This is a genomic window from Gluconobacter wancherniae NBRC 103581, from assembly GCF_007988885.1.
In the GTDB taxonomy this organism is placed as follows: Bacteria; Pseudomonadota; Alphaproteobacteria; order Acetobacterales; family Acetobacteraceae; genus Gluconobacter; species Gluconobacter wancherniae.
The window spans coordinates 746,923-769,186 of sequence record NZ_BJUZ01000002.1; the positions used below are offsets into that span (position 1 = coordinate 746,923).

Annotated in this window: 23 protein-coding genes; 4 read left to right on the forward strand and 19 right to left on the reverse strand. The window is 56.9% G+C overall.

All coding sequences use genetic code 11. The features are described 5' to 3' along the window. Nucleotides 1-13: 13 nt before the first annotated feature. Genes trpS through GWA01_RS10515 form a run of 3 tightly spaced genes read right to left on the reverse strand, consistent with a single transcriptional unit; the run spans nt 14 to nt 2,026 of the window. The gene (gene trpS, locus GWA01_RS10505) at nt 14-1,003 is read right to left on the reverse strand and encodes a tryptophan--tRNA ligase (RefSeq protein ID WP_146797486.1); all 990 of its coding nucleotides are present in this window, start codon (nt 1,001-1,003) and stop codon (nt 14-16) included. A 40-nt stretch (nt 1,004-1,043) separates the two neighbouring features. Next, nucleotides 1,044-1,493 (reverse strand): c-type cytochrome, encoded by a 450-nt coding sequence (locus GWA01_RS10510; protein WP_146797489.1) that lies wholly within the window; start codon nt 1,491-1,493, stop codon nt 1,044-1,046. After that, nucleotides 1,490-2,026, reverse strand: coding sequence for a c-type cytochrome (locus GWA01_RS10515; protein ID WP_228118486.1), 537 nt, complete (start codon nt 2,024-2,026; stop codon nt 1,490-1,492). Before GWA01_RS10515 ends, GWA01_RS10510 begins: the two co-directional genes overlap by 4 nt. A 44-nt stretch (nt 2,027-2,070) precedes the next feature. Here GWA01_RS10515 and GWA01_RS10520 point away from each other — a divergent pair, with 44 nt between their 5' ends. Then, nucleotides 2,071-2,613 (forward strand): thymidine kinase, encoded by a 543-nt coding sequence (locus GWA01_RS10520; RefSeq protein WP_146797492.1) that lies wholly within the window; start codon nt 2,071-2,073, stop codon nt 2,611-2,613. A gap of 26 nt (nt 2,614-2,639) precedes the next feature. Here the strand turns inward: GWA01_RS10520 and GWA01_RS10525 are convergent, their stop codons facing one another. From GWA01_RS10525 to GWA01_RS10560, 8 genes are all read right to left on the reverse strand, one after another. After that, nucleotides 2,640-3,137 carry an FKBP-type peptidyl-prolyl cis-trans isomerase gene (locus GWA01_RS10525; protein ID WP_146797495.1) on the reverse strand — a complete coding sequence of 166 codons (498 nt, stop codon included), beginning with the start codon at nt 3,135-3,137 and terminating at the stop codon, nt 2,640-2,642. Nucleotides 3,138-3,160: 23 nt separating this feature from the next. Continuing rightward, nucleotides 3,161-4,393 (reverse strand): argininosuccinate synthase, encoded by a 1,233-nt coding sequence (locus GWA01_RS10530; RefSeq protein WP_146797498.1) that lies wholly within the window; start codon nt 4,391-4,393, stop codon nt 3,161-3,163. A 97-nt stretch (nt 4,394-4,490) separates the two neighbouring features. After that, nucleotides 4,491-5,699 carry a 23S rRNA (adenine(2503)-C(2))-methyltransferase RlmN gene (gene rlmN, locus GWA01_RS10535; RefSeq protein ID WP_146797501.1) on the reverse strand — a complete coding sequence of 403 codons (1,209 nt, stop codon included), beginning with the start codon at nt 5,697-5,699 and terminating at the stop codon, nt 4,491-4,493. Nucleotides 5,700-5,768: 69 nt separating this feature from the next. Continuing rightward, nucleotides 5,769-6,512, reverse strand: a complete 744-nt coding sequence (locus GWA01_RS10540; protein ID WP_146797504.1) for a TlyA family RNA methyltransferase — start codon at nt 6,510-6,512, stop codon at nt 5,769-5,771. A 4-nt stretch (nt 6,513-6,516) separates the two neighbouring features. Continuing rightward, entirely contained in the window at nt 6,517-8,502 is a 1,986-nt protein-coding gene (gene dxs, locus GWA01_RS10545) for a 1-deoxy-D-xylulose-5-phosphate synthase (RefSeq protein WP_146797507.1), read from the reverse strand. 4 nt (nt 8,503-8,506) lie between these two features. Beyond that, on the reverse strand, nt 8,507-9,412 hold the full coding sequence (locus GWA01_RS10550; RefSeq protein WP_146797510.1) for a polyprenyl synthetase family protein: 906 nt from the start codon (nt 9,410-9,412) through the stop codon (nt 8,507-8,509). Further along, on the reverse strand, nt 9,409-9,660 hold the full coding sequence (locus GWA01_RS10555; RefSeq protein WP_146797513.1) for an exodeoxyribonuclease VII small subunit: 252 nt from the start codon (nt 9,658-9,660) through the stop codon (nt 9,409-9,411). Before GWA01_RS10555 ends, GWA01_RS10550 begins: the two co-directional genes overlap by 4 nt. Nucleotides 9,661-9,757: 97 nt before the next feature. Next, the gene (locus tag GWA01_RS10560; protein WP_146797516.1) at nt 9,758-10,012 is read right to left on the reverse strand and encodes a sulfurtransferase TusA family protein; all 255 of its coding nucleotides are present in this window, start codon (nt 10,010-10,012) and stop codon (nt 9,758-9,760) included. A gap of 143 nt (nt 10,013-10,155) precedes the next feature. On the opposite strand from GWA01_RS10560, the gene GWA01_RS10565 reads away from it, so the two are divergent. Both GWA01_RS10565 and GWA01_RS10570 read left to right on the forward strand, forming a co-directional pair. Then, the gene (locus GWA01_RS10565; RefSeq protein WP_146797519.1) at nt 10,156-10,497 is read left to right on the forward strand and encodes a hypothetical protein; all 342 of its coding nucleotides are present in this window, start codon (nt 10,156-10,158) and stop codon (nt 10,495-10,497) included. A gap of 1 nt (nt 10,498) precedes the next feature. After that, nucleotides 10,499-10,978: a hypothetical protein gene (locus tag GWA01_RS10570; RefSeq protein WP_146797826.1), complete on the forward strand. Its 480-nt coding sequence runs from the start codon at nt 10,499-10,501 to the stop codon at nt 10,976-10,978. Nucleotides 10,979-11,040: 62 nt separating this feature from the next. Here the strand turns inward: GWA01_RS10570 and GWA01_RS10575 are convergent, their stop codons facing one another. The 3 genes from GWA01_RS10575 to GWA01_RS10585 form a co-directional block, all read right to left on the reverse strand. Further along, a complete protein-coding gene (locus tag GWA01_RS10575; protein ID WP_186819538.1) occupies nt 11,041-11,811 on the reverse strand; it encodes a hypothetical protein in 771 nt (256 codons plus the stop codon). Between the two features lie 58 nt (nt 11,812-11,869). Continuing rightward, nucleotides 11,870-13,204, reverse strand: a complete 1,335-nt coding sequence (locus tag GWA01_RS10580) for an NCS2 family permease (RefSeq protein ID WP_146797525.1) — start codon at nt 13,202-13,204, stop codon at nt 11,870-11,872. Between the two features lie 85 nt (nt 13,205-13,289). Further along, nucleotides 13,290-15,401 (reverse strand): AsmA family protein, encoded by a 2,112-nt coding sequence (locus GWA01_RS10585; protein ID WP_146797828.1) that lies wholly within the window; start codon nt 15,399-15,401, stop codon nt 13,290-13,292. Nucleotides 15,402-15,527: 126 nt separating this feature from the next. Here GWA01_RS10585 and GWA01_RS10590 point away from each other — a divergent pair, with 126 nt between their 5' ends. Continuing rightward, nucleotides 15,528-16,082 (forward strand): biliverdin-producing heme oxygenase, encoded by a 555-nt coding sequence (locus GWA01_RS10590; protein ID WP_146797529.1) that lies wholly within the window; start codon nt 15,528-15,530, stop codon nt 16,080-16,082. On the opposite strand, the gene GWA01_RS10595 is transcribed toward GWA01_RS10590, so the two are convergent. The 5 genes from GWA01_RS10595 to GWA01_RS10615 form a co-directional block, all read right to left on the reverse strand. Next, the gene (locus GWA01_RS10595) at nt 16,083-17,468 is read right to left on the reverse strand and encodes a glycosyltransferase family 2 protein (protein ID WP_146797532.1); all 1,386 of its coding nucleotides are present in this window, start codon (nt 17,466-17,468) and stop codon (nt 16,083-16,085) included. Nucleotides 17,469-17,476: 8 nt separating this feature from the next. Then, nucleotides 17,477-19,279 (reverse strand): translation elongation factor 4, encoded by a 1,803-nt coding sequence (lepA, locus tag GWA01_RS10600; RefSeq protein WP_146797535.1) that lies wholly within the window; start codon nt 19,277-19,279, stop codon nt 17,477-17,479. A gap of 85 nt (nt 19,280-19,364) precedes the next feature. Beyond that, nucleotides 19,365-20,366: a peptidoglycan -binding protein gene (locus GWA01_RS10605; protein WP_146797538.1), complete on the reverse strand. Its 1,002-nt coding sequence runs from the start codon at nt 20,364-20,366 to the stop codon at nt 19,365-19,367. A 3-nt stretch (nt 20,367-20,369) separates the two neighbouring features. Then, nucleotides 20,370-21,521: a flagellar motor protein MotA gene (locus GWA01_RS10610; RefSeq protein ID WP_146797541.1), complete on the reverse strand. Its 1,152-nt coding sequence runs from the start codon at nt 21,519-21,521 to the stop codon at nt 20,370-20,372. Continuing rightward, the gene (locus GWA01_RS10615; RefSeq protein ID WP_146797544.1) at nt 21,518-22,258 is read right to left on the reverse strand and encodes an OmpA family protein; all 741 of its coding nucleotides are present in this window, start codon (nt 22,256-22,258) and stop codon (nt 21,518-21,520) included. Before GWA01_RS10615 ends, GWA01_RS10610 begins: the two co-directional genes overlap by 4 nt. Nucleotides 22,259-22,264 lie beyond the last annotated feature (6 nt).

Genomic DNA, 22,264 nt, shown 5'->3' on the forward strand with positions numbered 1-22,264 from the left:
GGGTTTGTCTGGCTTAGCGCAGGAAGCCTACCAGACTTTCTGCCTCATTTACGATTGGATCGGCGACGCTTCGGGCACGCTCGGCGCCGGTACGCAGAACCGATAGAAGATGAGTCTCATCCTGAAGCAGGCGTGAAGTTTCTGTCGCGATGGGTGCAAGCTTTTGCACGAGTAACTCTGCGAGAGCGTTCTTGAATGGCCCGAAGCCCTGCCCTCCGAATTCGCTCAGGATGTCTGCAGGAGTACGCTCGGAGACGGCTGCGTAGATCGTCACCAGATTGCGGGCTTCCGGTCTCTCTGCAAGTCCTGCCATTTCACTGGGCAGTGGTTCGGAATCTGTTTTTGCCCGGCGGATCTTGCCTGCAATTTCGTCAGCGGTGTCAGTCAGTACGATCCGGCTCTGGGCAGATGGGTCGGACTTCGACATTTTTTTCGTTCCATCGCGCAGGCTCATGACACGGGCTGCGGCTGGGGGAACAAGGGGTTCAATTTTCGGGAAGAATTCAACACCCATGTCGTGATTGAATTTCTGAGCAATATCGTTGGCGAGTTCCAGGTGCTGAAGCTGGTCGTCGCCGACGGGCACGCGTGTTGCGTGAAATGCGAGAATGTCTGCAGCCATCAGGTTTGGGTAAACGTAGAGACCGGCAGAGTGATTTTCGCGGTTCTTGCCTGCCTTATCCTTGAACTGTGTCATGCGATTAAGCCAGCCAAGACGGGACACGCAGTTGAAGATCCAACCAAGGCGCGCATGAGCGCTTACAGCAGACTGGTTGTACAGTCGGGTAGGATCAATCCCGGCCGCCAGAAGGCAGGCAGCTGAGCCCAGCGTCTGTTCCCGGAGGGTCTGTGGTGACCAGGGCATGGTGAGTGAATGCATGTCCACCAGACAGAACAGGCAGTCATGATCTGCCTGAAGGGTGGCCCAGTTACGGATTGCACCAAGGTAGTTACCAAGGTGGGGGATGCCTGTCGGCTGGATGCCGGAAAATACGCGCTGCATGGTTTCTGTCTTCAGGGCAGGAGGGGGCGGGGTCAAGGGGTCAGGGGAAGGGATGTTGTGCGTTGACCTTCATCCGCTCCCGGTAGGTGGCACTCGGATCACCTGACTGTGCGCGGGCAGCCGCGATATCGGCAGGAGATATCGTGGGAGCAGGCTTGGTATTTCCACGAGAGATCAGCCAGTTCAGGATATCTGAAATCTGTTGGTCAGTGAGCTGCGAACGGAACGGCGACATACTGAAATTATAATCATAGCCTTGCGTCCTGAAATGCCCTTCCAGACCATTGAGGAGCACATCCGCAAGATAGTGCCGACCTTCTGGCGTCTGGGCTATGATATCGAGCCTGCCTACCAGTGGAGGGACTTCGCCGGGCATACCGCTTCCGCTGTGATGACAAATGCCGCAGTGAGGGCCATACGCTGCCTGACCAGGCGGTTTTTTGCCACATGAGGCAAGAGCAAGAAGCACGAGGAAAGTTATACGTTTCATGGCAGGGGTGACTGCTGATCCAGTTGTTGCCGCTCTAGGAGAACGTCATGTGGAGACAGGGGGTGGGCACGAGCTTCAGCGATGTCTGCGGCCTTGAAGGCAGGTGCGCCCGTGGGCATTTCCTGGGCTGCGACAAACGTCAGGATACGGGCGATTTCGCTATCCGGCAGGCGTCCGAATGATGGCATGGAATTGTTATATGGTTCGCCGTTCGCGAGAATGGGCCCGTTAAGTCCATATAAAAGGACATGGGTGATGTAGCGGTGTCCTTCCGGGGTCATGGCGATGCGTCCGACACGCCCAAAAATCGGGGCGATTTCAGACGCCTGACCGTGGCCACCATGATGGCAGATGCTACATTCGTTTGAATATTCGCGGGGTGCCTGTGCTCTGTTTTCCCAGGCGTGAGCCACCACAAATCCGATCACCATCAGAATGGCGAGCAGCAAGGGCAGGCGAATGGCTGGGTCTATTCTTGGCACGGCTTCATAGTCGCACTTTAAAGCGATGATCAGCAAGCTCGGGCTTGGCAAATCCATTCCAATAGGGCTGATAGCCCCAACGAAGAGGAGATGACATGGTTAGAGCCGGCCGCCTGACATTGTTTGTGGGTCCGATGTTTGCGGGAAAATCTGCACATCTGATTGCAGCCGCGTTGCCGCATGTGTCTTCACTTGCTTTGAAGCCTGCCTTTGACAAACGGGACGGTGCTGAACTTGTGAGTAGGGACGGTACGCATCTCCCGGCACGTTCAGTAGGGGAATGGCCTGACGATGCAGCAGGTTTCGCGCATATTGTTCTTGATGAGGCGCAGTTTATGGTCGCCCCACATTATGAAGGCGATATCGTAAACCAGCTTTTGGCTGCGCGTCAGAAGGGCGCGATCGTTACGGTCGGGGGGCTGGATACGGATTACCGGCGCGTGCCGTTTGAAGTCATGACACGCCTTGCTGACGCTGCGGACGAAATCATTCATCTGCAGGCCCGGTGTCATGTTTGTGGATGTGGTGCACGATGGACCGCGAAGATCCATGAAACCGGACATGTTCTGGAGACGGGGGACCAGGAACTTTATGAGGCCCGGTGTGATGAGCACTGGACCCTGCCTGTTTCTGAGTAAACAGGCAGGGTTAGCTGTGGTTTAGGTTACTGGCTTTCCGCTCCACCCACACCCAGTAGGCGGATCTTGAAAACCAGTGGACTATTGGAGGGGATGATGCCCATGGAGCGCTTTCCGTAACCGAGTTCGGGCGGAATGTAGAGCATCCATTCATCCCCGACATGCATCATCGGCAGCGCTTCCATCCAGCCCTGGATAACGCCATCCAGAGGCATCTGCATGTATGCGCCTGCTCCGTGTTCGTCAGAGCTGTCGAAGATGCCTCCGTCAGGGAGGCGGCCTTCATAGATTACCATCATGGTTGAGCCCTTGTGGGGGCTGTCACCATCTTTGGGGCCTGAATGAAGGATCTTGTAAGCCAGTCCATCCGGGAGGGTCTTGACCCCCGGCTCTGCCTTGACCTTCGCCATGAACTGGGCGGGCGTAAGCTGGGGGGCTTCGTCCTCATGGCTGCCCGCGCATCCGGCAAGAGCCAGTGCGCTACAGAGGGTAAGAGCGGAGGTGAGACGGATCAGACTGGTCATGGTCCCTGCTGTCGCTGTTGAACTTATAGTGCCCCGCCGCGGCGACCGATCTGGCCACCAAGGCGAAGGCGCAGTGCATTGAGCTTGATAAAGCCCTGTGCGTCCACCTGATTATAGGCACCTTCGTCGTCCTCGAAAGTCACGACGCGGGTGTCGTACAGGCTGTGCGGGCTTTCGCGACCCACGCAGATCACGTTGCCCTTATATAGCTTCAGACGCACGCGGCCGGTCACTGAGTGCTGGCTGGTGTCGATGAGGGCCTGAAGCATGCGGCGCTCAGGGGAGAACCAGAAGCCGTTATAGATCAGCTCCGCGTAGCGCGGCATAATGCTGTCCTTGAGGTGTCCGGCTTCACGGTCGAGCGTGATGGTTTCCATCGAGCGATGAGCCTGAAGAAGGATCGTGCCACCCGGTGTTTCGTAAATGCCACGAGACTTCATGCCCACGAAACGGTTTTCCACGAGATCAAGGCGACCGATACCATTTGCACGGCCCAACTCGTTCAGGCGGGCCAGCAATGTTGCCGGCGACATGCTAACGCCATTGATCGCGACTGGATCCCCGCTGACGAAATCGATCGTGATTTCAGTCGCCTTATCCGGTGCCGCTTCTGGTGAAATGGTACGCTGAAAAACGATTTCGTCCGGCGCAAGAGCGGGGTCTTCGAGGATTTTTCCTTCGGAAGATGAATGCAGCAGGTTCGCATCAACCGAGAAAGGCGCTTCGCCGCGCTTGTCCTTGGTGACCGGGATCTGGTTCTCTTCGGCGAAAGCCAGCAGCTTGGTGCGGGACGTCAGGTCCCATTCACGCCAGGGGGCAATGACTTTTACGTCTGGCTTTAGGCCATAATAACCGAGCTCGAACCGAACCTGGTCGTTGCCTTTGCCGGTTGCGCCATGGGCGACAGCATCTGCGCCGACTGCTTCCGCAATCTCGATCTGCCTTTGTGCGATCAACGGGCGTGCGATGGCCGTACCCAGAAGATACTGGCCCTCATAAAGCGTGTTTGCCCGGAACATCGGGAACACGAAATCCTTGACGAAGGTTTCGCGCAGATCTTCTACAAAGATTTCCTTAACGCCGAACATCTCGGCTTTCTTACGGGCCGGTTCCAGCTCTTCACCCTGGCCGAGATCGGCGGTGAAGGTGACAACTTCGCAGTTATAGTGCTGCTGCAGCCATCGGAGGATGACTGATGTATCCAGGCCGCCTGAGTAGGCTAGTACGACTTTTTTGACGTCCTGATGGGCGCTCATAACTGCGTGGTCCTCTGGTGTTCGTTACGGTAGTGCTTCTAGCACCGCCTTGTCCGGGGGGGAACCGGGGAGGGGCATCGAATATGGAGAGGGAGAGTCAGGCAGATTTGCGCTGGCGCTCGCTCTCGGTACGAAGCTGGCCGCAGGCTGCAAGAATATCCTGTCCACGCGGCATCCTGATCGGTGCGGAGAAGCCAGCGTCCATCACGATTTTTGCGAATTTTGCCAGTCGTTCGCGTGTTGACGGCAGGTAATCCGAGCCCGGCCACGGATTGAAGGGAATGAGATTTACCTTTGCGGGTAGGCCGCGGATAAGCCTTACCAGTTCCCGCGCGTCTGCATCACTGTCATTGATGCCACGAAGCATGATGTATTCGAAGGTGATGCGGCGTGAATTTGTTGCCGCTGGGTAGCGCTGACAGGCAGCCATCAGTTCTTCGATCGGGTATTTGCGGTTCAGCGGTACGATCTGGTCTCGGAGCTCGTTCGTCACGGCATGGAGCGAAATCGCAAGATTGACGCCAAGCTCTTCACCGCAACGGTCCATCATTGGCACAACACCCGATGTGGAAAGGGTGATGCGGCGACGTGAGAGGGCGATACCTTCGCCATCCATGACGATGCGCATCGCCTTGGCGACGTTGTCGTAGTTATATAGCGGCTCACCCATGCCCATCAGGACGATCGTCGAGAGAAGGCGCGGTGTGTCTCCGTGTGGACTTGGCCACTCGTTATAGCTGTCACGCGCAGCCATGAACTGGCTCACGATTTCGGCTGCCCCGAGATTTCGAACAAGCTTTTGCGTGCCTGTGTGGCAGAACGTGCAAGAGAGCGTACATCCGACCTGCGACGAGATGCAGACCGCGCCCCGATCTTCGCGGCGATCGGGGATGTAGACAGTTTCTGCTTCCTGACCGTCGCGAAAGCGGAAAAGGAATTTGCGCGTTTCGTCTGTGGAAGTCTGTTCAAGAGAGGTTTCGGGGCGGGCGACCACGAAATGCTCTTTCAGCTTTTCCTGCAGGGGTTTTGCGATGGTCGACATCGTAGAGAAGTCTGTGGCGCCCTGATGGTAGATCCAGTGCCATAGCTGTTTGGCACGGAAGGGCTTCTCGCCGATCTCAACCATCACGGATGCCAGCTCTTCACGTGACATACCCACCAGATCCCGGCGGCCGTCTTTCATGACTGCATCGGGGGGGGCGAAGAGCGCGGATTTCGCGCGGATGCGCTCACGCTCAGCCTCATTGAGGTCTATCGAAGCGTCATTGATGCGCGGGCGGGTATTTGGATGGCTTGTCACGGTCATGGCGGCGGAGCCATAGCACGGACAAGCTCCGGAATTCGAGAAGAAAAGGGTCCCTGATGAAACGGGGTATCAGGCTTCCGTGCGCCGTGCAGCGATCAGGAACTCGCGGTTCCCCTCTGGGCCGGTAATGGGGCTTGCTTCTATGCCAAGAACTGTCCAGCCTGGCATAGCGCTCCACCAGTCGTGAATTTCCTGACACACCCGTTCATGAACCGCAGGATCACGTACGACACCCTTTGCTCCAATCTCACCACGTCCCGCTTCAAACTGCGGTTTGATGAGCGCGACAGCCCATGCATCTGGTGTTGCAAGAGCGAGCGCTGCGGGAAGAACAGTGCGCAGGCCGATGAAGCTTGCATCGCAAACCACAATCTGGGCCGGGTCTGGAATGTGCTCGGATGTCAAGGAGCGTGCGTTGGTCTTTTCCATGACAACGACACGTTCGTCTGAACGGATTTTCCAAGCGAGTTGGCCGTGGCCGACGTCGACTGCAAAAACCTTTTTGGCGCCTTTCGTTAGCAGCACATCGGTGAAGCCACCGGTTGATGCGCCTACATCAATGGCGATCCGGTCTGTTGCATCTAGGCCGAAATGCTCCAGGGCGTGGATCAGCTTGATGCCGCCACGCGAAACCCAGGGGTGGTCCTGTCCCTTGAGGGAGAGCTGTGCATCTTCCGGGATTTGATCTCCGGCTTTTGCAATGCGGCGATCACCCATATAGGCGACGCCGGCAAGAATCAGGGCCTGTGCCCGGGTACGGCTTTCAACCAGTCCCCGATCAACGAGGAGCTGGTCTGCACGGCGTTTTGCCACTGGTTCAGGCAGACTGCTGGGCAGCGACTTCAACGCCGAGCGCATCAGCCGCGGCGCGGACGATGTGCGGCGCCGTCAGGCGTGCTTCGTCGTACTGAACGTCGGGGAGGTTATGATCGATATATTTGTCAGGGAAGGCCATCGGGCGGAACTTGATCTGATCAAGGAGCGCTGTTTCGGCAAGGTGCTGTACGACAAGGCTACTGAAGCCGCCGATTGCGCCCTCTTCGAGGGTGATCAGAACTTCATGCTCACGCGCAAGCTGCTCCACAAGTGCCGTATCAATTGGCTTGGCAAAGCGAGCATCGGCGACGGTCACAGGAACGCCCTGTGCGGCGAGCTGATCGGCTGCGCGAAGGGATTCGTGCAAGCGTGTGCCGAGCGAAAGGATGGCAACCCCACCACGGGAGCCGGGTGAGCGGCGCGCTTCGCGAACGATGCGGCCCTTGCCGATTTCCAGCACTTCGCCCTTTTCCGGCAAATCCATTCCGATGCCGTTGCCACGCGGATAACGCAGGGCGATCGGGCCAGAATCATGGACGCATGCTGTGGCGGTCATGTGCAGCAGCTCGACTTCATCCGATGGCGCCATAACGACCATGTTCGGAAGGCAGCACATGTAATTCAGGTCGAATGAGCCTGCATGTGTTGCGCCGTCTGCGCCAACGAGGCCTGCGCGGTCGATTGCAAAGCGCACTGGCAGGTTCTGAAGTGCCACGTCGTGTACGACCTGATCGTAAGCTCGCTGCAGGAATGTCGAGTAGATGGCGCAGAACGGGCGCAGACCTTCCGAAGCAATGCCAGCAGCGAACGTCACGGCGTGCTGCTCGGCGATGCCGACATCGAAGAAACGCTCTGGATGCTTCTTTGCAAAAGCGCCCAGGCCGGTTCCGGACGGCATCGCAGCAGTGACGGCAATCAGCTTGTCATCGGTTTCTGCACGACGAAGCAGTTCCTGCGCGAAAACGGACGTGTAGCTTGGTGGGCCAGCCGGGGCTTTCTTCTGTTCGCCGGTGACGACATTGAACTTGCTGACCGCGTGGTATTTGTCGCCTGCGGCTTCGGCAGGTTTGTAGCCGCGCCCTTTTTCCGTGATGACGTGCAGCAGGATCGGGCCCTGATCGTCCGCATCGCGCAGGTTGCGCAGAATGGGAACGAGCTGGTTCATGTCATGGCCATCAACTGGGCCAACATAATAGAAGCCCAGCTCCTCGAAGAGAGTGCCACCTGTGATCATGCCGCGCGCATATTCTTCGGCGCGCTTTGCGGTACGTTCGATGCGGGAGGGAAGCTTCTTGGCAACCTTGCCTGCAAGATCACGCAGGCCGAGGAACTGACGCGAAGACATCAGGCGCGAAAGGTAATTCGACATTGAGCCGACGGGCGGAGCAATGGACATCTCATTGTCATTGAGGATGACGATGAGACGGTTTGCGCCAGGACCTGCGACGGCTGCGTTGTTCATGGCTTCGTAGGCCATGCCAGCGGAGATCGAGCCATCACCGATGACCGCAATTACGTTGCGTTCATGGTAGCTGGGATCTTCCTTGGCGTGGAGGTGGTGTGCCACTGCCATGCCAAGACCGGCAGAAATCGAGGTTGAGGAATGCGCTGCACCGAACGGGTCGTATTCGCTTTCCGAGCGACGCGTAAAGCCGGAGAGGCCTTCAGGCTGCCGCAAGGTGCGGATGCGGTCACGACGGCCGGTCAGGATCTTGTGGGGATAGGCCTGATGGCCCACGTCCCAGATGATGCGATCATCGGGTGTGTCGAACACGGCGTGCAGCGCCACCGTAAGCTCCACGACGCCCAGCGATGCGCCAAGATGGCCGCCGGTTGTGGAGACGGCGTCGACCGTTTCGGAGCGTAGTTCGTCGGCGAGCTGCTTGAGCTGGTCTGCCGAGAGATTGCGCATGTCTGATGGCAGGGTAACGCGGTCGAGAACCGGGTAGCGGCCAAAGGTGGGGATCGTGTTAGGCGAGTTGCTCATTGGATCAGTTCCTGCGCTCGACAACGTAGTCTGCAAGGGCCCGAAGGGCGTCGGCCTGCGTTCCGAAGGATGAAAGTGCCTCCCGGGCCCGATCACTCAGGCGACGGGCCTCGGCTCTGGCGCCGTCAATGCCGAGCAGGGAGACATAGGTTGATTTACCGCTGGCTTCGTCTTTGCCTGCGGTCTTGCCGAGTTCCTCGGCGCTGGCCGTAGTGTCCAGAACGTCATCGGCGACCTGAAAAGCCGTACCGATGTCGCGTCCGTAAACTCTGATGGCCTGACGTCGCTCGTCATTGACGCCAGCCAGGATGGCTCCGGCTTCAGCGGCATAGCGAATCAGTGCACCGGTTTTCAGCGCGTGAAGGCGACGCACATCGTCTAGTGGCAGTGCGCGACCTTCGCCCCTGATGTCGATGACCTGCCCACCGACCATGCCAGCCGCGCCCGAAGCCTGTGCAAGCGCAAGAGCGAGGTTTGCACGGATCAGGGGATCAGAGCTGGTTTCCGGCTCGACGAGAATTTCCAGTGCGCGTGTTTGCAGGGCATCGCCAGCAAGAATCGCGATTGCTTCGTCGAACTGCCGGTGCGTGGATGGGCGCCCACGACGCAGATCGTCGTCGTCCATTGAAGGAAGATCGTCATGCACCAGAGAGTAGGCGTGGAGTAGCTCCACCGATGCGGCGACCCGGAGGGCCTGCTTGTGATCAGCGCCGAAAAGTGAGGCGATTTCCACGACAAGGAAGCCTCTCAGTCTTTTACCACCGCCAAGGGCCGCGTAACGCATGGCTTCGAGGAGAACGGACTCATCGCCCGGTACCATGGGCAGCAATGCGTCAATCGTGCTCTCAATATCGGCGCACGCCTTTGCGAGTGCCTCCTTGAGAGATGGGGAGGTCGTAGTGGCGCTCATCGGCCGGTCTCTCCGTTATCGGCAAGGGGCTCTGTGCCTGTCGTACCATCATCGTGCTGGACGATGGCGCGGACACGCATTTCAGCTTCCCCAAGCTTTGCATCGCAGTGTCTGCGGAGGGCAGCACCACGTTCGTAGGCAGAAATCGCGTCTTCGAGCTTCATCTGCCCGCCTTCCAGACCGCGAACGATCCGTTCCAGCTCGGACAGGGCGTCCTCGAAAGACATGGTGTTAATCGGGTCAGACATGAGAAATCTCAAAGACACGTCGGAATAAAGGTAGCGAGGGGATTACAGGCAGAAGACACGTTTTGCCAGCCCCGCAACCGGGAACCGAAGGGTTTCTTCAGGCAGGCGTTGCATTCATGCGTCTACGGATCACGAACGACAGGACGCCAGAGGCCTCTGTGAAGGCGATCAGAGCGTGGCCTGTCTCACGGCAATAAGACTGGAAATCCGCGACAGAAGCCTTGTCTGTGGCCAGAACGCGGAGCCTCGCCCCTGGCGGAAGGTCGCGCAGGCTCCGGTTGGCCTTCAGGACGGGCATTGGGCAGGCCAGTCCGCGTACGTCGAGGAGTGTCTCCGGGGGGGCTGTCGTCATGGTGTGATTATGCGCCTCTCTCCTCAAAGGGCCAAGTCAGGAATTGTGATTGCGGTTTTGTGCGGTTTTGCGTATATTTGTGGCTCAATGCCACAGGTTGGGCGCTCCTTTTGGGGCGCCTTTTTTTATGGAGAAACGGCAGGATGGCTGAACTGGGGAGCGTGGGTGTGATGTCGAGTGAAGCAGAGGGGCGTGTATATAATATACGTGTATTGGAGGATCGCGTTTTGCGGCTGGAGACTGTCGCGCATGGGTTGTCTGATCGGTATGAGCAGCTTCGGACCGAGATGCGCTGTGAAATCCATTCGCTGCGCAACCAGATGAAATCACTGGAAGGGAAGGTGGACGACAGTCACAGGGTTGTGAACGGAAAACTGGATCGTTTGATCGGTGGAAGAGCTGTGATCACGGGGATCATCACTCTTGCGACGTCTGTTCTGGGGACCGGGATGGTGCATGTCGTGCTCTCACTGGGGGGGCGTTGAGATGCAGGGATTGGACGTTTCCCAGCTCAAGCATCTGGTTGTCCAGCCGACGCTTGAGGCTCTGGGGCTGGGGGGGGAGACGGCGATTAATCTACTGACGGGTACGGCTCTGGCGGAAAGCCGGTGTGCGTATGTTCGGCAGATTGGTGGTGGGCCAGCGCTGGGTCTTTGGCAGATGGAGCCTGCAACCCATGATGATTGCTGGAACAATTTCCTTTGCTACCCTGCTGGTCGGCGGTTTTCCAGGGTTTTGCAGGGAATGCTGGGCACGGATCAGCCGAAAAGTGCTCAGCTTGTTTCTAATCTGCGATATGCGTGTGGCATGGCGCGGATCAGGTTTTATCGGGCTTCGGAGGCGTTGCCTGTGCAGGGGACTGCCGCCGAACTGAGTGGCTATCACAAGCGAAACTATAACACGCTTGCGGGTGCAGCCGATCCGGTGGCCAATACTGCCTTTTTCCGTCAGGCGATCCTGTCATGAAGCGGTACCGGGGATCCGTATGCATCACGCTCCCGATACCGCCCAAACACTAAACGCATCTATTATGACGGAAACATGGCGGGGGGGATGGATCTGAGCATCATGTCTCCACGAAACGTTGTGGAGCCGGTGTGAGCAAGTTGAATCCCGCGGTGGAGCCATGCCTTTCCACCGATCAGGCGCCAGCGTCGGCAGAACGCGAAATCCTCGGAAAGATAGGTGCGCGTTTCTGGGTCTATGAGGCAGTCGAACAGGGCATGGGCATCATCCGGGGCGGAAGTGACGTTGCCATCCTGCTGAGCGTCAATGCGACGATAGCGGGTTTCTGGATATGCATTGATCATCTGCTCTGCCATTTCACGCGTCAGTAGCATGAAGCCTGTCCCGAGATGCGCTACCTCAGCAATGACCTGTTCGGGATTGTCGTAGAGTGCAGCGCAGTCGCCTACATATCTTAGTGTGGCGGTCTGGGCTGATTCTCCAGCCTTTTCGAAGCGGGTGGTGTTCTGGTCCCAGTAATGGGCTTTGAGGGGATATGGTGCCCCGATCAGGGGGACATTGGCTGAGAGGAGTGCTGCAATATCCTGTGCGGTGAAACTGATGTCTGCATCCACGAACAGCAGGTGCGAGGCGTCTGTCATCGTCAGGAACTGATGGAGGAGTGTATTGCGCGCGCGCGTTATCAGCGCGTCATTGCCGATCATCGAGAGTGTTAGACGGAGATTAAAGGCTCCGGCTTCGGCCATGCACCCGATAACGGACTGCATGTAGCTTTGGGTGACGGTCCCGCCGAAGCAGGGCGTAGCGATGAAGACGTGCGGGCTGGATGTCATGAGAGATATTCTCGGCCAGCCCAGTAAAGGAAGTTTTAAAATCTGACGGTAAAAATCGTCAGAAATTCATGTGTGTTTCCAGAAACATGTAAAGCACAAACGCAATATCCAGTCCGACCACAATTGGGGTGAGCCGTTTGTAGTCGCGCAGAGCAACGGCCAGCGCAGTATATAGGAGCAGGCCGCAGGTCAGGCTCAGCATGAAATTGCCTGTGATGGTGGCAATCAGCAGCATAAGAACTGGCGGGGCAGCTTCAGAAAAAGTTGCAGGGAGGCGGCTGAGGGCCCCCAGCATGCTCATACCCACCAGGACCAGAACTGGCGCCGTTGCGACTGCGGGTATGGACGTAATGAGCGGCCAGAAAACGGACGATGCTGCAAACAAAAGTGCGACAATCAGGGCGCTCAGCCCTGTGCGGCCACCAGCTTCGACGCCTGCCAGACTCTCGACATAAGCCGAGACCGTGCATGTGCCGAGAGACGCGCCGATCACGCTTGCCGCGCCGTCTGAAGCAAAGGCGCGGTGATCAAGGCCGGGGCGGCCGTCTGTTCCGTCAAGGCCTGCACGATGTGCCACTGTCATCATCGTTGCGGTGGCATCAAAGAAATCGCTTAGCAGGAAATAGATGGTGATTGGTACGAGCAGGCCGAGATGCGAGAAAAAACCATGGAAATCGAACGGCAGGAAAAGGTGTGTGGGGTAGTGAGGCCAATCCACCAGATTTGATGGCAACTTGGTTATGGGACCGTGGGCTGTCGGGATGAAAATGCCCGCGATGGTAATGATCACGATGGCGATCAGCAGTCCTGCCGGGACACGTAGGGCATTCAGGATAGCGCAGAGTGCGATGCCGCCGAGGCCAAGTAAAACAGTGGGATTGCCCAGAGATCCGAAAGAGAAGCCCCCTGTGGAGGGGACTGCCACACCTGCTGACATCAGCCCGATCCGGGCAATAAATGCGCCGATGGCTATCTGGATGCCCAGCACGATTGCGGGAGGGAATCCCTTGATGATCTTCTGGCGTATCTGGCTGAGCGAAAGCAGTGTGAAGCACAGGCCGCTGAAAAGCACGACGGTGAAGGCGGTGCTGGGGCTGACATGAGCCTGCTGAACAATGACCTGCGAAAACAGAACGTTGCTGCTCATTGCTGGTGCTAGCGCTATGGGAAGGCGCGCCCAGATTGCCATCAGCAGGGTTCCTGCAACAGCACCAGCGATCGTGGTCATGACCATGTCATGGCGATCGAGGCCTGCTGAAGAAAGAATGGCTGGATTGACCGCCACGATATAGGCCATGGCGCCAAATACTGTCAGGCCCGCGATAATTTCACGAGAGACAGTGGAGCCGCGTTCTGAGATTTGAAACCATCGGTCAAGTATCGAGCGGGACAAGAAGGCACTCCGGCAGCAAAGATCGTTTCATAGCAGGTAGGTCAAAAACGATCGTTGCGCCATCGTGATTTGCTGAAAAGTGCTTTTAAGATGGATGTTTGTGCTTCCAGGCAGCGTGCACCTGCGCAGGAGAAAGGTGTTTTGTGGGCGGCTGTTTTCCGCGCTGCACTGATGTACGGGGAACGCTGGTTGCGCCTTTTCCTGTAGCGTTTCCGGGCGCAATGCCCGCAGCCGGATTGTCATTTGCCTCCCGCACAGCCTTTTCGCATGCAGAGCCTTCGCCGACACCTAGCTGGATGGTTGGAATCAGGGCTGCTGGTGGAAACAGGACACCCAGGCCAATGGATGCGGCTGTCCGGCCGATAAGTTCTGCACCGGGCAGAATATTTGGGCTTTGCAATGGGCCGAAGATGTGGACTGCACCGGGCAGTGAGAGGATCTGCATGTGGATTGAGCGTGTGGTCACGGCATAATCGAGCGTATTGTCGCGAAAGTTTACCGTGCCGCTTCCTGTTGTGCGTGTTGTGCCGGTTTGCAGAAGAAGCGAATTGGTGTGAACGATCCCGTTTCGTAGCGGCATGTCGGCCACCAGACATTCTAGTTTCGAGCGATCCGGGATTCCGATTGCGGACAGGATTGCAGCGCCTAGTTTGAGGCCCAGCAGATCGGGGAGGAGGGCGGAGACGTCGCCTCCACGGTCAAGCACGAGCGTTATCCCGCCATCTCCGTTTGCAACCAGACTGGCGACGGAATTGCCTGTGGAGTTGAGGGTAACATGGCCACCAATCGTCCCTTCGCCCTTGAAAGCGTCTGTGCTCTTCATGATCCGTGACAAAGGCATGCGGGAAACATCGAGCTGGAAGCGGGTTTTGAACTGGTCATTCGCAGATGGTTGCAGCGTTGCCTTGCTGGCTAGTTTTCCGCTCCCGACTGCGAAGTTCAGGTGATGAACGTCGATTGCGCCATCTTCAATTTTTACGTCCGTATCGATGTTGTCGAGAGGAAGGTTCTTATTGAGGATATGGTCCCCATGGTAAGTGAGGTGGGCGTTGACAGCGTTCAGTTTGGGGACGCTGATTTTCTGATCCGGCAGGACATTCTTGCTGGGTGGAGCCGTTTTTTTCGCATCTCCTGTGCGGGCGCCTATAAAGCCGCCGAGATCCTGCAGATCGACCGTATGTGAATGTAATGCAGCATTAACAGAAATTGGCTTTTGGTGCGGATTGACTGCGATATCACCGCCGATATCGGAAGAGCCCATCTTCCCTTCAAAGTTATTAAATCGTATCGCGTTTTCTGAATAATCCAGTTTTCCCGTGATATTATAGGCAGGGGTATGGGGGATTGGTACGCCTGTCAGTGCGTATAGCCGCGCCATATCAGGGCCTGCAAAATGGAGTGCAAGACGAGTGCCTTTAAAATGCAGGGCATCATCTACGGAGCCATGCAGTGTCACGTATGTTGGTCCGTTCGCCAGGCGTCCGTCGATAGGATAAGGGCGGGTTTCGTTTGTAAGGGTATGGAGGGAGCCGCCTACAATATGCCCTTCTATCGGAGCCTGTGCGTACTGCCCTTTTAGATCGACGACGATAGTGCCGTCTTCGTCATTCTTGGGGGGTGTTGTGTGAATGTGGACGTGCATGTCCGTTTTGAGTTTGGCCAAGGCAACCCGGATATCGGCATCCGTGATTTCCAGTGAACCAATTTTCGGGATTGCAGGAGCAGAATCTGCTTTCCCCTGGGTAGTCGCCGCAGATGATGGCGCGCCGAAGGTATAGTTGTTCTTGCCATTTATAAGCGCGACGATGTCGCCTTTGGGGGTATCAACGCGGATCAGAGGAAGCGACAGGCCGCCACCCGTCAGATATCGCCATATATTGGCAGTAACGGTGATTTCGCGTGCGGATGCAAAATCCTGTTTTTCCTTTTCAAAGCCTTCGGGTTGCTGGATACGAAGGCCTTCGACGCGAACTGTCGTATTAAAACCTAGTCGTACATGCAGGTGCTCGATGCTGACGGGGCGCTGCAGGGCCAATGAGGCTTTGCGATCAATGAGCGGAATGAACCAGTCCCACTGCCAGAGCAGAATCAGGATGATGATAGCGACAGTCAGCCCACCCGCGACCGATCCGCCTATCTTCAGGCGCCGATGTGGTTTTTTCTGTGCATTGGCAACGGTAGGGGGGGATTCGGGGATATCTGCCACCGTGATGGGGTCTCCGGTCTGCTTTGAATATATTCGTTGAAAATCATGTGGTGTGCGTATTACGGCGAGCGGTGCTAACCGGTTCCAAACAGATTTTTTGAAAGATCGGTCCGTTCCGTGAATGCGACTTCAGAACAACCAGAAATTACAGACCCTCTGAACATGTTGAGGCAGATCAGCCGCCGGGCACATGAAGCCGTTGATGCTGCTTATTCCGCATATGATCTTGCTGTTTCGCAGCAATATTGTGCATTTCTTGAGGCGCATGCCTGTGCTTTGTTCGCAGCAGAAGCATTCCTGCACATGTGCCCTGTTATTGCGGACTGGCGACCCAGAGCTTCTCTGCTGCGTGAAGATTTAAAGGAGCTTGAGATAGCTGAGCCCGCAGCGCTGTCACTTGTTCTTCAACCGTCCACGCCCGAGGCTTGGGGCGTGCTTTATGTTCTGGAAGGATCGCGGCTGGGCGGGCGTGTTCTCAGTGCGCGCGTACCGCCGGGTCATCCGAAGGCGTATCTTTCTGCCGGTCATGCCAAAGGGGAGTGGGTCGAGTTTCTTGCTCAGCTACGAAGCAGGCTCTCTGTGCAATCTCTTGATGAGCAGCAGCGCACCATAAGCGCAGTTCAAGCGACGTTTGGTCTTTTCGAGCAGGCAGCCAGAATATCTCCCGTTTGACTATCTGGCAGGTGTGACTGTTCTGGAGACCAGCCCGGGGAAGAGCCTTGATAGGATTTGTACGTCCGCGGCCGGGAGATAGGCAATCGCACACCCAAGTGCGCCTGGGTCCGGTGTCGGAAGGTTATCGATGCCCGAGAGGAGGGATATGAGCGTGTTTCCCCGCTTCGTCAGAGCATGGAACGTGCTCATGCGTTGCAGGAGATCCGGGTCAGAAGGAATGGGCGCCAGTCTGAAGGGATGGTCGCCGAGGCTTACGGGTCGATCTGTTACAGGGGAAGTTAACAGCCCGTCAGTATTCTGTCTGAGCGGTATTGTTGCCAGCAAGGTGGGTGAACCCGACACGCGTATCGCAGGCTCGGGCAAAGGATATCTGGGAAGCAGAAGCGCATTTTTTTCACGGCCTTCTGTTCCCTCGATTGCAAGAATAACCGGATTATCCTGCAGGACGTCTATTTGCGTCAAATCGAGTGGGCGCAGGTTTCCAGTCAGGCCATCAATGAACAGCCTGTTCCCGGTTAAGGTGTCGATCAGGACGTAAAATTCGACAGGTTCGTTCGGCAGTGTTGTTTTGGGTGGTGGATGGTCGTGGAGGAGTTCGGCCAGCTCGTGCTCTGATGCGGGTGAAATTGCCCGCTTCAGGCGCCAGTGCAGATCTGTAAGCGTTGCATGTATGATTGAAGCTGCCACGCGATAACTGCTCTGGACGATATGGTGATCGGGCGCATCTGTGATGTCATTACGATTAAAATATGTGCACGCATTCTGCGTTATGGATGGATCGCCCAGCAACATGCGCTCATGGAGATTACTGCCAGCGTAGTGGAGAATGCGTGCAGCAGACCAGTCAGGTGCAAAATTGATGTGATCAAGGGGGTGAGGCAGCTTTTCAGGGCTGCATGATGAACGGACTAGATGGCGGACAACGCGGTGATCGGGAAAATTTTTGGGAGCGCGCTTCTGGAAGGCTTCCAGAGGGGAGAACCCTTCGGAGTCTGTTTTTTCGTCTCTGCCGTACACACACCAGTTCACGGGAATAATGTCTGCCTGGCCCGCACTCTGTAGCAATTCGATGAGAGACTGGCCGTTAGGCAGGAAATATTCGTCTGATGCCAGAGCGATCGTCCAGTCGAATTCTAGTTGTTCGCGGGCCGCTTTGAAGAACGCTTCCTGACGCTCTGGTCGTGTTTTCAGAGAGTTGTCTGATCGTGTGAGGCGTATGTCATAGAACGTGGCTGCATTTGTCAGAACGTCCCACGTGCCATCCGTGGAGTGATCGTCGCAGATCAGTAATGTGGAAAAGCCAACCGCTGCGTGATGTGCGATCCACCAGCCAATATCCTTGGCTGCATCGTGGACGAACAGAACTGCAGCGGTGCGGCACATAAAAGACCTCAGTCCATTTTTAGGGCGGCGAGGAAGGCGCTCTGAGGAATTTCCACTTTGCCAAACTGCCGCATGCGCTTTTTACCTTCCTTCTGTTTGTCCAGAAGTTTGCGCTTGCGGGAGATGTCACCGCCATAACATTTGGCTGTAACATCCTTGGACAGGGCGCCGAGTGTCTCTCTCGCGATAACCTTGGAGCCGATTGCAGCCTGAATTGCGATCTTGAACAACTGGCGAGGGATCAGTTCTTTCAGCTTGGCGCAGATCGAACGTCCACGATGCTCTGCGACGGTACGGTGAGCGACAAATGACAGTGCGTCCACCGGCTCCTGATTGACCAGGATGGAGATGCGGACGAGATCGCTCTCTTCGTAATCGTCCATCTGATAGTCGAATGATGCGTAGCCGCGCGTCAGTGATTTCAGTCGGTCGTAGAAATCAAAGACGACTTCGTTCAAGGGGAGGCGATAGACGGCCATGGCACGAGTGCCAACATAGGTCAGATCTACCTGAACACCGCGTCGCTCCGTGCACAGTGTCAGAACCGGGCCCAGATATTCGTCCTGCACCATGATTGTTGCCTTGATCCAAGGCTCCTCAATGGTGTCGATCTTGCTAAGTTCAGGCATGTCGGCAGGATTGTGCAACAGCTCGGTAGAGCCATCAGTGAGGTGCATCTTGTAGACCACGGACGGGGCCGTTGCGATCAGGTCAAGATTGAACTCACGGGAGAGGCGTTCCTGAATGATTTCGAGATGCAGCAGCCCGAGGAAGCCGCAGCGGAAACCAAAGCCAAGTGCTGCCGAGGTCTCTGCTTCAAAATGGAAGGAAGCATCGTTGAGACGCAGCTTTCCAAGGCTGTCACGCAGTTTTTCGAAGTCGTCGGCGTCAATTGGGAAAAGACCACACCACACAACAGGGATGGATGGCTTGAAACCCGCGAGAGCTGTGCTGGCGGGACGACGATCCAGGGTGACTGTGTCGCCGACGTTGCAATCTGCAACGGTCTTGATTGCGGCATTGATGTAGCCCATCTCGCCCGGGCCAAGCGATTCGACGGGTGTCATTTTGGGAAGGAAAACACCAACCTGATCTACGTTATAGACCGAGCCCGCCTGCATCATACGGATCTTGTCGCCGCGCTTCAGGCGGCCTTCCTTGATGCGGACGAGAATGATGACGCCGAGATATGAATCGTACCAGCTGTCGACGAGGAGAGCCTGAAGGGGAGCTTCAGCGTCGCCTGTCGGGGCGGGGAGGCGCTGGACCAGAGCCTCGAGCACGCCCTCAATGTTGATACCGGTCTTGGCACTGATTTCAACGGCGTCATCTGCCGGAATGCCAACGACTTCCTCGATCTGTGCCCGGACCCGCTCGGGCTCCGCAGCAGGCAGGTCGATTTTGTTGAGTACCGGCACGATTTCATGGTTTGCATCTATCGCCTGATAGACATTTGCGAGTGTTTGCGCCTCCACGCCCTGTGAGGCATCGACCACCAACAGCGAGCCCTCGCATGCAGCAAGAGAACGGCTGACTTCATACGCGAAATCAACGTGGCCCGGCGTGTCCATGAGGTTCAGGGTGTACACCTTGCCGTCCTTGGCAGGGTACGTCAGGCGGACAGTCTGCGCCTTGATCGTGATTCCGCGCTCCTGCTCGAGTTCCATCGAGTCGAGCACCTGACTTTTCATTTCACGTGCCGTCAGGGCTCCACAGGCCTGGATCAGACGATCAGCCAGTGTGGATTTCCCGTGATCGATATGTGCGATGATCGAGAAGTTGCGGATAAGGGAGAGCGGGGTGTCGGTCATGGCAGGATACATACGGGATTGTCGCAGGAATGTCAGCATACCTGCGAAGATGCCTGCCTTCGGATGAAGGCAGGCTGGAAACGGATCAGCGATCCGTCAGGCGAAACTCGATACGACGGTTGCGGGCATAGGCCGCCTGCGTGTTTGCCGCGTCTAAAGGCTGGTAGTCTGCAAAGCCGGTTGCAGCAAGGTGGTGAGGGTCTACGCCCTCGGAAATCAGCAGTTGCACCACCCGGATAGCGCGTTCGGAAGACAGCTCCCAGTTGCTGGGGAAGGCGCTGTGGATGGGTTGTCTATCCGCGTGACCATCTACCCGCAGAATCCATGGAATGTCGGTAGGGATTGTTGAGGATACCTGACGGAATGTATGCGCGAGGGTGCGAATTTCTTTCTGTCCCTCAGGTGTCAGGTCTGCGCTTCCTTGTGGGAAAAGGACTTCTGACTGGAAGACGAAGCGATCTCCTACGACGTTCACGCCCTTCTGATCCTTGAGGATATCCCGTAGGCGTCCGAAGAATTCAGAGCGGTAACGCTTGAGTTGATTGACTTTGTCAGCAAGAGCAACGTTCAGTTTTTGCCCAAGGTCGTTGATCTGAACGTCCTTGGCAGCCTCGGTTTTCTTTTCTAAATCGAGCGCATTACTGATTGCCTGGAGCTGGCGCGTCAGCTCCTCAATCTGTGCTTGTAGTGTGGAGATCTGCGCTGTCTGCGCTTTCGTGGAAGTATCCGCATCGGCAAGGGCCTGATCCTTCGACTGAATCTGGCCTGTCAGCGCTGCGATCTGTCCACCCAGAGCCGTGATCTGTGCTTGGTTCTGAACGCGCTCGGCGGTCAGAGAGGCAACGGTTGCATTAAGCGAGCGGTTCTTGTCCTCGCTCATTGAGAGCATGTGAGAAAGCTCGGCGAGCTGCTTTTGCAGGGCATCGAGCGTATGTTCGCGTCTGGTAAGGGACACGGACAGGAATTGCTGGCCAACAACAAAAACCAGCAGAACGAATGTTACGACCATCAGCAGAGTGGACAGAGCGTCCACATAGCCGGGCCATGCATCCAGTGCGTTATGAGAGCCGCGTCTGCGCCGGGCCATGGTTCAGCCTATTCCGCTGGAGGAGCCAGCCGTAGTACCAGACGCGGCCGCGATGGTGCGGGCCAGTACGCGCAGGTCATTGCGGATTTCACCTGTGGCTTGGGCACGACCTTGCTGAAGTTCTTCGATCAGGCGTCCCATCTGGCTCTCGATACGGAGCAGCGGGCTGTCTGTGGACGCGCCGGAAGTCTGAATTTCACCGAGCTGGCGCAGTATGGGCAGAAGAGCCGTCTGCGTTTCGGCGGTCCGTGTCATGACCTGCTGATTGGCTTTCAGGAGCTCTGTCATGGTGCGCAGGCGGTCCTGAAGACCATCGAGCAATTGTAGTTGCCTCACACGACCTTCTTCGCCGCGGGAAATAACATTCTGAAGTGTCTCAAGATTTTCGGCTGTTTGCTCAAGAAGTGCTTGAACATAAGCCGGAACCGGAGCGCCGTCTGTTTCCGGCGCGGGCCCGCCTCCAACACGTGTTACACCTGCCAGCCATTCTTCAAGATCATTGAAAAACCTATTTTGTGCCTGTCCCGCAGTAAGGTCCAGAAAGCCGAGAACAAGCGCACCTGCAAGGCCGAACATTGAGCCCGAGAATGCTGTTGACATGCCTGCCAGAGGGCCCGCAAGGCCGGTTTTTAGCTGATTGAACATGACATCAAGGTCACCGCCACCAGCAGACATGCCGCCGATCACGGTTGCAATCGAGCTTACGGTCAGGAGCAGGCCGTAGAACGTACCGAGCAGACCAAGAAAGATCAGAAGCTGTGTCATATACCGCGAAATCTCGCGGCTCTCATCCAGGCGTGACGACAGGCTGTCGAGCATGGCCTGTGTTGTGTGCGTGGAGAGTGACAGCCGGTCTGTGCGACTGCGCGCAGCAAGCATGCTGGCCATCGGGGCGAGAAGGCGCGGAGGGTTGGGGGTGGTCAGGCCTTCACGTGGCTGACGCAGCATTTCTACCCAGCGCACCTCTGGAAGCAGCCGCTGAACGACACGCAGGTTCCACAGAATGCCAAAAAGCAGCACAGCCAGGATAATGGCGTCCAGCTTGGGATTGGCCTCAAACGCGTGCAGGAGCATCGGGCCGAGAGACGCGGCGAGCAGGGCGACTGCAGCCAGGAAGACGCCCATGCGAATGAGATATGTGGTGGGACGAGTCACGGCGTGGCTTTCTTTTCTGATGGTGTGCCGCTGGCGGGTGCTGCAGATGTGGAGACAGGGTTGCTCTGAAGTTCGATATCCAGGCGATCGGCAGGAGACGTGTCTGTTTTTTCAGGACGTCCAAGTGCTCTGGGATAGATGCGCGTTGTGGCAACGCCTGCCTGTATCAGGAGAGAGCGGATTGAAAGCGCACGTGCCAGAGCAATTCGGCGCGGCATTGAGATATCGTCCCCTGGAAGCGTCGCATATGCCAAAAGCACTGCACGCTGCTCAGGGTAGTTTTTCAACTCGGCACCAAAAGCCTGCACGGCTTTGATGCTCTCTTCGTTCAGAGACGCTTCACCTGAAGGGAAAAGGATACGCAGGCCGCCCCCTGAAAGGGTGGATGTGCTGCTTTTGGCGTCAGGAACCGGCTTGACGGGATCCGCTGGGGTAGGAGCATGCAAAGCCACAGGTACAAACGGGGGGGGTAAAATTACCGGTGGCGGCGGCGCTGCCGGGACTGCGGGAACCGTCTCATGTTTGGGTGCGACTGACGCAGGAGCCGGTGCCTGAGTTGGGGCGGCAACTGTCTTCGTATGGGAAGAGTGCGTTGCTGCATGATGGGCAGGCTGCAGGGCTGGTTTGCCACCGGGCAGATTGTCCAGATTGCTCGTGACCTGTGCGAATGCCGCACATGGCAGGGAGCAGGCCAAAACGGCCGAGAAAGAGAGGAGGGGGAGGAGCGGCCTGTTCATGTCAGG